The organism is Thiomicrolovo immobilis, assembly GCF_039645955.1.
In the GTDB taxonomy this organism is placed as follows: domain Bacteria; phylum Campylobacterota; class Campylobacteria; order Campylobacterales; family Sulfurimonadaceae; genus Thiomicrolovo; species Thiomicrolovo diazotrophicus.
This window is the reverse complement of the sequence record NZ_CP147916.1, coordinates 866,786-880,505: the sequence shown is the minus strand read 5'-3', so window position 1 is coordinate 880,505 and position 13,720 is coordinate 866,786. Positions and strand designations below refer to the sequence as shown.

General features: G+C 58.1%; 13 protein-coding genes and 1 riboswitch. All 13 genes read right to left on the bottom strand.

The window, feature by feature from the left end:
* Window positions 1-236 precede the first annotated feature (236 nt).
* The 13 genes from WCX72_RS04540 to rsmH all read right to left on the bottom strand — a co-directional run bounded on the left by WCX72_RS04540 (window position 237) and on the right by rsmH (window position 13,719).
* A complete protein-coding gene (locus tag WCX72_RS04540) occupies window positions 237-704 on the bottom strand; it encodes an OsmC family protein (RefSeq protein ID WP_345971095.1) in 468 nt (155 codons plus the stop codon).
* On the bottom strand, window positions 701-2,089 hold the full coding sequence (gene argH, locus WCX72_RS04535) for an argininosuccinate lyase (RefSeq protein ID WP_345971093.1): 1,389 nt from the start codon (window positions 2,087-2,089) through the stop codon (window positions 701-703). The genes WCX72_RS04540 and argH overlap by 4 nt, the downstream gene beginning before the upstream one ends.
* A gap of 79 nt (window positions 2,090-2,168) precedes the next feature.
* A complete protein-coding gene (locus tag WCX72_RS04530; RefSeq protein WP_345971092.1) occupies window positions 2,169-2,504 on the bottom strand; it encodes a cytochrome C in 336 nt (111 codons plus the stop codon).
* Window positions 2,505-2,590: 86 nt separating this feature from the next.
* Window positions 2,591-3,529, bottom strand: a complete 939-nt coding sequence (gene hemC / locus WCX72_RS04525; RefSeq protein WP_231020862.1) for a hydroxymethylbilane synthase — start codon at window positions 3,527-3,529, stop codon at window positions 2,591-2,593.
* Entirely contained in the window at window positions 3,526-4,335 is an 810-nt protein-coding gene (locus WCX72_RS04520; protein WP_345971091.1) for a thioredoxin domain-containing protein, read from the bottom strand. The genes hemC and WCX72_RS04520 overlap by 4 nt, the downstream gene beginning before the upstream one ends.
* Window positions 4,319-4,738: an FxsA family protein gene (locus tag WCX72_RS04515; protein WP_345971089.1), complete on the bottom strand. Its 420-nt coding sequence runs from the start codon at window positions 4,736-4,738 to the stop codon at window positions 4,319-4,321. Before WCX72_RS04515 ends, WCX72_RS04520 begins: the two co-directional genes overlap by 17 nt.
* Window positions 4,735-6,441, bottom strand: coding sequence for a proline--tRNA ligase (locus WCX72_RS04510; RefSeq protein ID WP_345971088.1), 1,707 nt, complete (start codon window positions 6,439-6,441; stop codon window positions 4,735-4,737). The genes WCX72_RS04515 and WCX72_RS04510 overlap by 4 nt, the downstream gene beginning before the upstream one ends.
* Before the next feature lie 6 nt (window positions 6,442-6,447).
* Window positions 6,448-7,692 carry a glutamyl-tRNA reductase gene (gene hemA / locus WCX72_RS04505; protein WP_231020854.1) on the bottom strand — a complete coding sequence of 415 codons (1,245 nt, stop codon included), beginning with the start codon at window positions 7,690-7,692 and terminating at the stop codon, window positions 6,448-6,450.
* Window positions 7,692-8,582 (bottom strand): polyprenyl synthetase family protein, encoded by an 891-nt coding sequence (locus WCX72_RS04500; RefSeq protein WP_345971087.1) that lies wholly within the window; start codon window positions 8,580-8,582, stop codon window positions 7,692-7,694. Before WCX72_RS04500 ends, hemA begins: the two co-directional genes overlap by 1 nt.
* Before the next feature lie 15 nt (window positions 8,583-8,597).
* Window positions 8,598-8,885, bottom strand: coding sequence for a DUF2018 family protein (locus WCX72_RS04495; RefSeq protein ID WP_345971086.1), 288 nt, complete (start codon window positions 8,883-8,885; stop codon window positions 8,598-8,600).
* Window positions 8,886-9,076: 191 nt separating this feature from the next.
* Window positions 9,077-9,151: riboswitch (cyclic di-GMP riboswitch) on the top strand.
* Window positions 9,152-9,399: 248 nt separating this feature from the next.
* The gene (locus tag WCX72_RS04490; RefSeq protein WP_345971085.1) at window positions 9,400-12,507 is read right to left on the bottom strand and encodes an efflux RND transporter permease subunit; all 3,108 of its coding nucleotides are present in this window, start codon (window positions 12,505-12,507) and stop codon (window positions 9,400-9,402) included.
* Window positions 12,504-12,797, bottom strand: coding sequence for a hypothetical protein (locus WCX72_RS04485; protein ID WP_345971084.1), 294 nt, complete (start codon window positions 12,795-12,797; stop codon window positions 12,504-12,506). Before WCX72_RS04485 ends, WCX72_RS04490 begins: the two co-directional genes overlap by 4 nt.
* The gene (gene rsmH / locus WCX72_RS04480) at window positions 12,787-13,719 is read right to left on the bottom strand and encodes a 16S rRNA (cytosine(1402)-N(4))-methyltransferase RsmH (RefSeq protein ID WP_345971083.1); all 933 of its coding nucleotides are present in this window, start codon (window positions 13,717-13,719) and stop codon (window positions 12,787-12,789) included. The genes WCX72_RS04485 and rsmH overlap by 11 nt, the downstream gene beginning before the upstream one ends.
* Window position 13,720 lies beyond the last annotated feature (1 nt).

The window sequence follows — 13,720 nt, the reverse complement described above, 5'->3', positions numbered from 1 at the left end:
AGCCCACGCGCAGAAGGCCTGCGCTTTCAACTCTCCCCACTAAAAAACATTACAAAAAATTTCGGCATGGAATGTCCATGTAATAGGACGGTTGAAGTGCGTGTGAGTGTATTACATGCGGCAGCCGCTTTGCACTTTCTTCTTTCGGGTTCGGTTTCTTCTTTGTGCAAGCAAAGAAGAAAGGGAACAAAAAGCTTCTAAAGGAATTTGTAGCGGCTTATAGAAAATCTACTGTATTAGCTGGGGCAGGCTTCGATTTCGCCGAAGTCGACGTTGCCGCCCTGCCCGCTGATGACCTCTTCGTTTTCGCGCAGGACGTTGCCGTTATGCGTCACGGAGTAAGTAATCTTCGTCGTATCGCGGACGGTGTTGATCGTCGAGCAGTAGGTCTCGATGCTGCCCATGACCCAGCGCAGCGCCGTCATATCGTCGGCGTCGGAGTCGAAGCGGTAGTCGAGGTGCAGGGTATTAAACTTGCACGGCGGCGTTTCGTTGCGCACGACCTCGCCGTCGACACTGAGGTTGGTGACCGTCTTGCCCTGCTTTTTCGGGATGGCAATGAGGTCGCTGGTCGTACAGGCGACAAGGCCGGAGAGGAAGTATTCGATCGGGGAGATGACCGGGCAGTCAATGATAAAACTCTGTCCGCGGTCCGTTTTCGCCTCGAAGCGCATCTCGTCCAGGTGGGAAATCGTTACTTTCATAAATCAAGCTCCTTCAGGTAGTTTTCGAAGTGCACGATTTGTTCGAGCGTGCGCACCGTCGCCGTTCCGCCGGAGGAAGTACGGGCGTTCATGGAGTGCGCCAACTGAAGATGGGGAATCACGTCCTCGCCGATACGTTTGTCAATGGCCTTGAGCTCGCCGTAGGCAATCTCGCTCAGGTCTATTCCGAGCGCTTCGGCCCGGGCGACGGCCTTGCCCGTAATGAAGTGCGCCTCGCGGAACGGCACCCCGCAGCGCTCGACAAGGTAGTCGGCCAGGTCGGTGGCGCTCAGGTGTCCCTTCTTGGAAGCGGCCAGCATGTTCTCGGGCTTCACGGTCATCGTTTTGAGCGCTTCGTTAAGGATCTCAAGGGAGATGTGCGCCGTGGTAACGGCGTCAAAGACTCCCTCTTTGTCCTCCTGGGTATCCTTGTTATAAGCGAGCGGCAGCCCCTTCATCACGGTCAGAAGCCCCATGAGTGCGCCGTAGACGCGGCCCGTTTTGCCCCGCAGCAGTTCCGGGACGTCCGGGTTCTTCTTCTGCGGCATGATGGAGGAGCCTGTCGAATATTCGTCGGAGAGCTCGACAAAGCCGAACTCGTAGCTCGACCAGAGGATCAGCTCTTCGCTCAGGCGGGAAACGTGCATCATCATCGTCGAGATGTTAAAAAGGATCTCCAGGGCGAAATCGCGATCGCTGACCGTATCGAGGCAGTTGACGCTGACGCTGTCAAATCCCAGCGCGTTGGCGGTCAGGTTGCGGTCGATGTCGTGCGGCGTCCCGGCCAGGGCGGCGCAGCCCAGCGGGGAGACGTTATTGCGCTGGCGGCTCGAGAGGAGACGGTCGATGTCCCGTTTGAACATGCTCGCGTACGCCAGCAGGTGGAAACCGAAATTGATCGGCTGGGCATGCTGCAGGTGCGTCATCCCCGGCAGCAGCGTCTCCGTATGCTTGCCGGCAAGGTCAATGAGGGTCTGTATCAGGGTTTTGAGCTGGCCGGCGATCTCCAGATTCTTGCGCAGGACATAGCGTCGGAAGTCGACGGCCACCTGGTCGTTGCGGCTGCGGGCCGTATGCAGCTTCTTGCCGGCATCCCCGATGAGCGCCGTGAGACGTTTTTCGATCGCCATATGCAGGTCTTCGTCGCTGATATTCCACTCAAAACTGCCCGCTTCGATCTCTTCGCGGACCTGTGCCAGTCCCCCGCGGATCGCCTCGAGCTCATCCGCACTCAGGATACCGCGGCTCTGCAGCATGGCGGCGTGTGCGAGTGAACCTTCGATATCCTCCCGGTACAGTTCGCGGTCGAACATGATCGAGGCGTTAAACTGGTCTAGTAGTGACGAGGCTGAGGCGCTGAAACGGCCGGACCACATTTTTTCCATAGCTCTGTCTCCAAAATAAAATACGGTATTTTAGCGAATAGGGTTTAAAGTGCAGAAAGGGCCCGGAGGCCCGGAGGTTTTAGTTACAGGCGGGAACGTTCCCGCTGTCCTTGGCGTATTCGACCATGAAGTCCTTCAGGTGCTTCGAATTTTTCTGGTACTTCTTGCTTTTGAAGTATTTCCAGGACTTCTTCGCTTTCTCGCTATTGAGATGCAGTTCGGCCAATCCCGCGCCGTTGTCCTTCATCATCTTTTTCCATGTTCTCCGTTTATAGGTAAAGGCGATATCCTGACCGTCATCATGGCAGGCTTTACACTGTTTATGAAACTCGCGCTGGCCTTTGTACACGGCTGCTTCGCCGACAGCACCGGTCAACAGTGCCGTAATAAGAACAGAGAAAACGACCTTCTTCATTCGCATCCTTTATCCAAGGGAGGTGTCACACAAGAATACATTATATATTATTATGCGGGCCTTAATTGTGACACTTTTGTAACAGGCTACTTAAACGCCATCTCTTCGGCCCTGGCAAGCAGTTCCCGGGCACCTTGTTCAATGAACGTCTCCGCCATTTTCCGGCCGAGATTATCAACGGCGTCTTTAGGTACTTCGACCGATTCGGCAAGCACTTCCGTGCCGTCGGGAAGCCCGACAATCGCCTGGGTCAGCACCTGACCGTTTTCGAGGACGGTGGCATTGACGCCGATCGGCACCTGGCATCCGCCCTGCAGGGTATCGACAAATTCGCGTTCGATCGTCGTTTCGATACGGGTATTCGTATCTTCAAGCCCCCGTGCGATCTCAAGGACTTCCGGATCATCAACGGCTTCGATTCCGAGTGCGCCCTGTCCCATGGCAGGCACCATATCGCCCAGCGCGATCGGGTAGACGTACTCGACGCTGTCGAGCAGCCCCAGGCGGTTGATCCCGGCCGAAGCGAGGATGATGGCATCGTACTCGCCCTCTTTGAGCTTGCGGATGCGGGTATCGACGTTCCCGCGGAGGTCTTTGATGGTCAGGTCCGGGCGCAGGGCCAGGATCTGCATCCGGCGGCGCAGTGACGAGGTCCCGACGACCGCCCCCTCGGGCAGGGCATCGACGCTGGCGTATTTTTCGCTCAGCATCGCATCGCGGTCGTCTTCGCGTTCGGTAATGGCGGCCAGCAGAAGCCCGTCGGGCATCTGCGTCGGTACGTCTTTGAGCGAGTGGACCGCCAGCTGGGCTTCGCCGCCCAGCATCGTCTCTTCGATCTCTTTGAGAAAGAGCCCCTTGCCGCCGATCTTTGCCAGCGGCACGTCGAGGATCTTGTCGCCGCTGGTCACGACGATTTTAAGCGACACTTCCAGACCGGGGTTCTGCTCTTCGAGAACGGCCTTGATATGTTCGGACTGCCAGAGTGCCAGCTTGCTTCCGCGGGTTGCGATGACGAGTTTCTTCATTTAACGTTGACTCCCTTGTAACGGTTTTTGGTTGCATCTTTTTCGCCGTCGAAATAGACCGTCGGCGTGCCGCTGACCATCAGGGATTCGATGACGGCATCATCCGATGCAACCTGGGCGTTGACCGCCGCGGCGTGCAGATCGCTGATTTTCAGGTTCGTGTTGACGGCTTTGTTGAAAGCATCGAGGATCTTCTGCTCATCCTTTTCGCGCGTGATCGTCGTCGGCACCTTGTAGAGCGCAAGCATGACATCCTTGCGTCCCTGGAGCTCTGCGGCCACTGCCGCGCGGGTCAGCGTCGGTGCCGCGGGGTGGAGGCGTTCAAGCGGGAAATGGTAGTAATAGACGGCGAAGGTCTCCGGGTACTGCTTCATGTACTCCACCGCCTTCGGAACGTAATTGCGGCAGAAGGGGCAGAGCGGGTCGGAGAAGATCGCGACCTTGTGCTTTGCATTCGCATTCCCGTAAATCAGGTTCTCTTTTTTGTAATACTCGGCTTTGAATTTCGGGGCGACGGCATCGCGGAGGCTTTTGCCCGTTTTCATGTCGGTCAGTTCTCCGGTGATCACCTTGTCGTTGGCGAAATAGATGACGCGCTGCTTCACTTCGCGCTCATCCTTGCCCTGCTTCACCTTCGCATCGAGCGACACGACAAAACTGTCCCACCCTTTCATGCCCTCAAGCGGTTGACGCTCGACGACTTTGACCGTCAAAGAGGTGATGGCTGGATTCTTGGAAAGGTTGTTCTTGAGAAAGGTTTCGACTTCGCTGTTCGTTGCGGCAAAAAGGCTAGCGCTTATCAGCATCGTCGCTGACAATTTCGACATCAATGACATGGTCATCCTTTTGAGTGTTGTGAGTTGATGAATCGTGCTTGGATTGTGACACAAATCGGTTAACCAACATCTTCGTTATGACGCTGAACTGAAGCAGTACGCCGAAGATATCCGTGAGAAAACCGGGGGCGATCAGCAGAAAAGCGCCTAGAATGGTAAAGAGGTTGAGCTGCTGAAATTCGAACGGATCGATGCGCGCCTGGTTCAGCGCGTTAATGTTCTCCGCCAGCGTTCCCCGGAAGTTCGCCAGGATCACGATGCCGACCAGGGCGCTCGCGATCAGCTCGACGAAGGTCCATACCCCGCCGATCGCCGAAGCGATATTGACGGAAACGAGCACTTCCAGGAAAAGATAGAGGAGAAAGTAGATCATCCGATCCACTCCATAATGCGCGTGAGGGCTTCGGAAGAGGGCACATCGGTTTTCGTATCTTCGGCACGGTCGAAGAACTGCACGATGCCGTTGGCGAGCTCCTTGCCGATGATGACGGTGAGCGGGTAGCCGACCAGCTCCGCGTCTTTCGCCTTGAACCCGAAACGCTCCTTGCGGTCGTCCATAATGACATCAACACCCGCGTCCTGCAGCGAAGCGTAAAGGCTTTCGGCCAGGGCCACCTGCGCCTCGTCTTTGATGTTGGAGATCATCAGGTTGACCAGGTAGGGTGCCGTCGCCTTGGTCCAGACGCACCCCTTCTCGTCATGGTGCTGCTCGATCACGGCGGCGATGAGACGGCTTACGCCCATGCCGTAGGTGCCCATCACGAAAGGTTCCGCTTTCCCGTTCTCGTTGAGGAACTGCGCCCCCAGCGGTGCGGAGTAGACGGTGCCGAGCTTGAAGATATGCCCGACCTCGATCCCTTTCGTATAGGAGAGCTTTCCGTCGCAGACCGGGCAGCCGTCGCCCTCTTTGACCTCATAAAGCGCGGCATACTGCGCCTCTTCCGGAAGGACCGAAAGATCGACGCCGACATAGTGGAAATCGGCCTCGTTGGCGCCGCAGATCATATTTGCCGCCCCTTTGACGTCCCAGTCGAAGATCGTGCGCACGCTGTTAAGATCAAGCGGCCCGATGAAGCCCGGAACGAGCCCGAGCGCCGAAAGTTCCTCTTCGTTGACATCGACGAGATCCAGCGCACCGCAGGCGTTCGTCGCCTTGACCTCCTGCAGGTCGTCGCAGCCGCGCAGGAAGAAGACGACGACTTCGTCCCCTTCTTCGTAGATCGCCCGCTTCGCCACGGCCTTCAATGTGTAGTAGGGGTCGACGTGGAAGAAACCGCCGAGATCCTCGATGCTCTTGATGCCCGGCGTCGCGAACTTGTTGAAGTCCGCCTCCGGCGCCTCGGGAATCGTCGTACGTTCCGAACGTCTGGCGGCTTCGATGTTGGCGCCGTATTCGCAGCGGTCGCAGACGGCAAGGGTATCTTCGCCGCTGTCGGCGAGCACCATCAGCTCCTTCGAGCCCGACCCGCCGATCGCACCGCTGTCGGCCTCGACGATGCGGAAATCAAGCCCAAGGCGCTCCAGGACGCGCTTGTAAGCCGCTTCCATCGCATCGAACTCGTGGTCGAGGTCCTCGTAGGAGGTGTGGAAGCTGTAGCCGTCTTTCATGACGAATTCGCGGGCGCGCATCAGGCCGAAACGCGGGCGCGCCTCGTCGCGGAACTTCGTCTTGATCTGGTAGAGGTTCAGCGGCAGCTGCTTGTAGCTGTTGACACGGTTGCGCACAAGGTTGACCATCATCTCTTCATGGGTCGGCCCCAGGACAAAGAGGTTCTCTTTACGGTCGCGGAAGCGCAGCAGTTCCTTGCCGAACTTCTCGATCCGGCCGCTCTCTTCCCACAGCTCAGCCGGGGTGACGAAACTGAGGTCCACTTCCTGCGCACCGGCACGGGCCATCTCTTCGTTGATGATCGCTTCGATCTTTTTCAGCACCCGCTTGCCCAATGGCATCAGGTTGTACAGCCCGCTGGCGACCTGGGCGATAAACCCGGCCCGGGTCAGATAGATATGGCTCGGGAGCGCCGCGTCTTTGGGCGCCTCCTTCTCCGTCGGGATAAAAGCCTGGGACATACGCATTGTCGGTTACTCCTCACTCATGTCTAAAATAAATGCCATCGAATCGATCATGGCGTCGATGTCGCCCTCGTCGGCAGCCTTTCGCAGCTGCTGCACCTGCGGATGCAGGAAACGCTTGATCGCCTGCAGTGCCATCTTCTGTGCCTGCGCTTCGTACGCCTCGGGCACGTAGCCCTTCCCGACGACGCGGGCCGCCTCCGTTGCCGCCGCCGCGTCCGCGCGGCGGTAGAGCTCTTTGATCAGCGGCTCGATGTTGAGCGACTTGAGCCAGGCGTAGAACTCCGCCGTGTAGCGGCCGACAATGGCGAAGGAGGCCTTGGCCTCCTCTTCGCGCAGCATGATATTCTCGTCGACCGTGTTTTTCAGGTCGTCCACCCGGTGCACCGTCACCATCGCATGGTCGATGTCGCCGATATCCCGCGGAACCGCCATATCGAACCAGTGGCACTCCCGCTCTTTTTTCAGACCGATCTTCCCGCCGATGATGGGTTCTTCCGCGCTCGTCGCCGTAAAGATCATATCGTACTCGCCCAGGACATCCTTGAGGCGCGTAAAGGGAACGAGCGTCCCTTTCACCTCTTCGGCCAGCGCTTCGACCTTCGCCATCGTACGGTTCATCAGGCTGACCTCGGCCCCGTGGTTTTTCAGGGTACGCGCGGCAATAACGGACATCTCTCCCGAACCGATGACCAGCGCCCGCTTGCCCGAAAGCGTCCCGAAAGCGCGGCGCGCGGCCGCCACGGCGACGCTGGCGACGGAGACGGGCTTGGAAGAGATATCGGTCTGGTTGCGCACTTCGGCCGCGCATTTGAAGGCGTAGTTGACCGCCCGGGTCAGTTTGTCGCCGCAATGTCCCCGCTCCAGGGCGAAGCGGTAGGCGTCTTTGAGCTGACCGGCGATCTGCGTCTCGCCGACGATGAGCGAATCAAGGGAGCTGGCGACGCTGAAGAGGTGGTGGATCGCCCCCTGGTCCTCGAAAAGCTCCGCCCGGCCCTCCAGCTCGTTGAGACTGATCCCCGAATGCTCATGCAGCAGCATAAAGAGGTGCTTGGCCGCTTCGCCGGGGTTGTTGCAGCTGCTGATCAGTTCAATGCGGTTGCAGGTGGAGAGGACGAAGGCTTCGTTCAGATAGGGGGCTTCGAGGGTACGGGCGAGAAAGGTCTCTTTGGCAGCATCATCGTTAAACGCCAGCTTGTCCCGGATGGGGAGCGTCGTATTTTTATGCGTAAAACTGAGTATGAGATAGTGCATCAGAAGGTTCTCTGCATCATGGATTCGATGACGGCCTCGAGTGGTGCGTCACCGCTGACGGCGCGTTTTGCCTCGTCGCTGAGGGCGCGGGCCTGCGCGTAGGCGGCTTTGACCGCCCCGCTGCTTTCCAGCCCCGCTTTGAGCCATTGCGTCTCCTCTGTTGTCGCACTCCGGCCGTGAAGGGCGAGGAGACGCTCACGCGCCTCCCCCTCGAGCGTGCGGTAGAGGTGGATATACGGCAGGGTGCATTTGCCTTCGACGAAGTCGTTCATCGCCGGTTTGCCCAGCGTCGCTTCATCGGAAACGATATCGAGGATATCGTCGATGATCTGAAAAGCGATCCCGAGGTTCTTGCCGTAGAGCGCATAGGCATCGGCATCCTTCCCCGCGAGCAGGGCGGCGCACTTTGCCGCCGCCTCGATCAGGACCCCCGTTTTAAGATAGAGCATCTGCAGATAGCGCTTGTCATCCTCGTTGAATGTTTTCGCCATCTGCACATCCATCATCTCGCCGACGGAAAGGGAGGTAACGGCATCTGCCACGCTCTTGGCGATCCGGGCGTCGAACTGCGTCAGCTCGCTGAACGCTTTGGAATAGAGGATATCGCCGAGCATCACCGCCTGTTTGCTCCCCTCGGTCGCATTGACAGAAGGGGTGCCCCGGCGCAGCTGCGCCTCGTCGATGACATCGTCATGCAGGAGGCTGGCGGCGTGAATCAGTTCGATCACCGCCGCCAGCGTCACCGCGGCATCTTCCTCCCCCGCGATCATCATGATCAGACGGGCACGGAGGCGCTTGCCGCCGGACAGTGTTTCAAAAAGCCCGGTCGCGTACGGATAATCCACCGCCGCCACCATCTCCTGCATTCTCCGCGCTACCGCTTCGACCATCTCGGCGCCTACCCCCTACTCGCTCTGGCTGAGCACGTTGCCCATCGACTCGATATAGAGCTCCTTCGCCATCGCGTTGATCGTATCCGCTTCCTCGAACTGAAGCTGTTTGATCGTCCGTTCGAGCGTCGCATCGTCCATCGACTCTGAGAGGATTTTTTCCATTGCGGCCAGGCGCTCGATCAGGCGCTGGAGCTCCCCTTCGGCGACCGAACGGTTAGCATTGAAGATAACGTCCATGAATTTACTGCGAGGCGATCCGCTGAACATATCGCCTTCGTCTTCGAAAAGTGCTTCGTACATCTTGTGTAACCTTGAAAATAATTCGTGATTATACCCCTTTTGGGCTTAAGTGCATCTCCTCAACTCATAATCACCGTCCGGACTTTGCCTATCGCTACTTTACGATCCGATAAAAAAATAAAGCTAGAAAAAAATCATATTTTAATGGAACTGTAAGCTGTAACTTATAACAATCTGTTGTTGCTTAATTATGTAGATAATGCCAAACTCGTTGCGAAACGGGGACGGAAAGCCACGGGTCTCACTGAGACGGCCGGGTTGCCTAAACATAAACTAAGGTCTTCTACTCCTCGAGTGTCTTGCACACGCTCTACTAATTAGCACACAATTCTCGGTTCAACATAAGGTGACGGTACACTCCTTACTACTCAACCTGATGCCATCATACGGACGCTGACGTCTGTGCGGACGGCAGGTCTGTATGATTTTGAGTGTCCGTTTAATCACAGGGAGGGAAGTGTCGGCTTCCTTCCCTACCGCACTTCCTTTTCTCCTCTCATTTCAAAGCGCGTCGCTACCGTTTGATACGGTAGATGACGGCATAAAGCAACGGTACATAGAACAAGTTCAGTACCGTTGCCCATAATATCCCGTATCCCAGCGACACCGCCATCGGCTGCAGTATCTGTGCCTGACCCGAAGCGAAAAAGATCAGCGTCATGAGCCCGAGTACCGTCGTGATCGACGTCATCAGGATCGGCCGCAGGCGTGTCCGCGCCCGCCGCATCAACGCTTCGCTGTCCCTGGCCTGCCGGATGAAACTCACCATGATCAGGCCGTCGTTCACGACGACCCCCGCCAGCCCCACGGCCCCGATCAGACTCGGCATCGTAATGGTGAGGCCCATCACCCAGTGGCCGACATAGACACCGACAAGGACAAGGGGGATCGTGCTGAGCACGATCAGCGCCAGTACCAGCGAGTCGAACAGCCATACGAGGGTAATAAAGATCAGGAAGATCGCGACGGCCGCCGCCTGGGACATCTCCCGCTGCGTCTTGGCGTTCTCCTTCTCCTCCCCCTTGATCTCGATATCAAAGCCCTCTTTCCTGAGCTCTTCCAGCGTCGGTGCAATCGCCGCCATCACCTCCGACGATGTCCGAATATCCTTGTCCAGCGACGCATAGACGCTGCGGATACGCGCACCGTCCTCCTTTTCGATCGTCACATAAGCCTGCGTATAAATGAAGTCGGCGACGTCGCGCAGGGCAACGGTCTGCGTGCTGCCCGGGATCTGGATGCGGAAGCTCTCCAGACTCTCGGGGTCATCTTTCTGCACACTCTCGATGCGGATGCGGACCAGGCCGCTGGCACTGAACATCTTGCCGTATTCGCCTTTGAGGTAGTGGGCGCGCAGCTGACGGCTGATGTCCGCCTCGGTAAGCCCCAGGTCGTAACCGTAGTCGTTGATGCGCAGCTTCAGCTCCCGCTCCCCGAGATCGGCATCGTCGGAAATGTTATAGACCCCCGTCACGTCGGCCAGGGCTGCTTCCAGCACTTTCACGCCCTTGGCCAGCTCCGTATCATTTTTGCCCTCAAGCGCGAGCTCGATATCGTGCGCCACGACCCCCGTTCCCGGGACGGTGACATTGAAGTTCTCGAAGGTTTTCGTCCCGTCTTCTTCCGTGCGTTGGGCGAGCGGTTCCAGCCACCGCTTGACATCCTCACTGATCGCCTTCGCGTCGCGCTGCCGTTTGAGCACTTCGGCGTTATATTCAATCGAGAAGATGGGATTGATGTAACGGTTGTACCAGTTGTCCGGGGCCCGTTCATGCAGGTCGATGAAGACCTGGAAAAGGTTTTCGCCGATTTCCGCCTTGTTCTTCGCATCCAGACGCATCCCGATTACCGCCGTCACCGAGGAGTACTCCTCGGGGTCAAGCTTCTCCAGCAGCATCCGCTCGATGGCCGCAACCCTCTGCTCCGTATCTTCGAGCTCGTTGTTGATATTGACCTTCCCCGTCACATAGACCTGGGTCACATCGAAGGGAGGGAAGAGCTGAAATCGGCTCTGCGACACCATCACCGCCGTCAACGCCGCGATGGCGCCGACGATCAGGAAAAGAGAGCGTTTGCGGCGGCGGAATAGCAGATGCAGTGTTTTATCGTACCAACGGTAGAGGTGCTCCCAGATGCTGTGGCTGACATGGCTCTCCCGGCGCAGGCGCAACAGTTCGTGTGCGTGCAGCGGCAGGAAAAAAAAGGCTTCAAAGAGGGAGCTGAGCAGCAAAATGGTGATCATCACGGGCAGGATCTTGATAAAGGTCCCCATCTCCCCGCTGATCAGCAGCATCGGCAAAAAGGCAAAGACCGTCGTCAACGTCGCCGTCAGCACAGCGGGGAACATCTCCACCGCCCCCTGGATCGCCGCCTCCCTCCGCGGCATCCCCTCTTCCATATGGCGGTAGATGTTCTCCGCCACGACGATCGCTTCATCCACGAGCATCCCCAGGGCGATCAGGGCGCCGAGCAGGGAGAGCATGTTGAGCGAATAGCCGATCATCTCCGTCGCGATCAGCCCGATCATGAAACTCATCGGGATTCCCATCGCCACGACCAGCGCGATGCCGCGGTTGACGAAGATGAGCATGGCGGCGAAGACGAGAATCAGCCCGACGATGATGTTGGAGACGACCGTATTGAGACGGTTCTTGATCCAGACCGAGGTGTCGGTGTAGACCGCGAACTGCAGGTCCGGGTAGCGTTTTTCAAAACCCTTGAGGGTTTCGCGGATCTGCTTGGCCAGGGCAATGGCGTTGCCCGATTTTGACTTGGTGATGTTGACCGAGACGTTGCGCACCCCGTTGTAGTGCGAGAGCTCCGTCGCGTCGCCCAGCTCGAAGGTGGCCGTAGCGATCTGGCCGATTTTCACCCGCTTGCCGCCGACGCCGATGACCGTATTCTCGATCGCCGTTTCATCCTTTTCGCCGTTGTAGGTGCTGATGTAGAGGTGCTCGCCCCGCCGCTTGACGGTGCCGACGGGAAAAATGGAGCTGAGGTTCTGCAGCGCCGAAACCACGGCGTCGGTGGAGAGGCCGTAGGCGTCCAGTTTATCCGGGTCGATGCGGAAGACGAGTTCGTCGTCGGAATCGCCGCGGATCGTAATGTCGCTGAGCTCCTTGTAGCGTGACAGCGCGCTTTTGAGCTCGTCGGCGCGTTCGAGCAGCTCCGTCATGGGTGCCTCACCGGCGATGGCCACCAGCACCAGCGGGATCATCTCTTCATGGATCTGCGCGATGGGTTCGTTCATGTCCGAAGGGAGGTCCCGCTTCGTCTGGGCGATGATATCCTTGACGTCGTTGAGCACGTTGATGTTCTGCGACCCCGGCTTGATGTCGGCCGTAATGGTGAACGCGCCGTTTTTGATTGTCGTCGTTACCGTCTCCAGCTCGCTGATGTTTCCCAGCTCGTCCTCGATGGTGGTGACGACCATTTTATCAAGGACATCCGCGCTCGCTCCGGCATACCCGCCGGTGATCGTGATCTTGTCCATCTGGACCGGCGGGAAGATCTCTTTGGGAATGTTGAGGTAGGCGAAGACGGAAAGAAGCAGGATGAACAGCAGCAGCATGTGGTTGAGCAGCGGTTTGTTCAGCGCGAACTCGATCAGGCGTGCAATCACGGCTGCTCCTCGACAAAGAGGGTGTCAAGCACCTGGTTTTTGAATTTCAGCGCCTCCACCCGCCGCTTGATAACGAGGTTCTCCTCTTTGAGCGTCTCGTATTCGCGCTGCATCGTCGCGATGTCGCGGCTCTTGTAGTAGATGCTGTTTTGAAGGTAGATCTTCGGGAAGAGCAGCATCCAGACGATCCCGAAGACCATCAGCATGCTGAGCAGAAACCGCAGGCCTATTCCCTTGCGGGTGACAATGGCGCTGCCGGTCTCTTCAAGGAGGTTGGCTTTATCGTCCATGGCAGTTCATCTCAAAAAGCCGCAGTTTCGCACTGCGGCTGCGGGGGTTCTCTTTGAGTTCGTCCGCGCGGGCCGTGATCGGTTTCTTCGGCCGGGGCCGCCCGATAGCATGGTCGTTCCCGCAGGTACAGCGCATCGCGTCGCTGGGGCAGATGCAGTTGCGGCTCCACTGCGCGAACCGCTGTTTGACAATCCGGTCTTCGAGGGAGTGGAACGAGATAATCCCGATGACCGCCTCGGGGAAGCAGGTACGTTCACAGACGTCGAGCAGACGGTTCAGTTCCCCCAGTTCGTCGTTCACCTCGATGCGGATCGCCTGCATCACCAGCGTCGCCGGGTGGATCTTCTTGCCGCGGGGCGCGAAGGGGCGGACCGCCTCGGCAAGGGCTTTGGCGGACGTAAACGGCCGCTGCGTTGCGATCACCTGTGCGATCTTGCGTGCATTGGGGACCTCGCCGTAGTCGCGCAGGATGCGCTCGAGCTCCGCTTCGGCGTAGGTATTGACGACGGTCGCGGCATCCAGCGGCGCCGAAGGGTCCATCCGCATATCCAGCGTCTCGCTCTCAAAAGAGAAGCCCCGATCCTTTTCGTCCAGCTGCAGCGAAGAGACGCCGATATCCGCGAGCACCCCGCGGATCTGCTCTGCACCGTAATCCTGCACGATCGTCTCCAGCACGGCGGAGAAGCGCCCTTTTCGGATCTCGACACGCTCTGCAAACGGGGCGAGCCGCTCCGTCGAGAAACGAATCGCCGTCTCGTCCTGATCGATGCCCACCAGGCGGATATTCGGGTTCGCTTCAAGCAGCAGGCTGCTGTGCCCGCCATACCCCATGGTACAGTCGACGACAATGCCCGCTTCGCAGCCGGAAAAAGCTTCGGTAACCTCACGGTAAAGGACCGGGATATGGGGGATGTTCTGCATG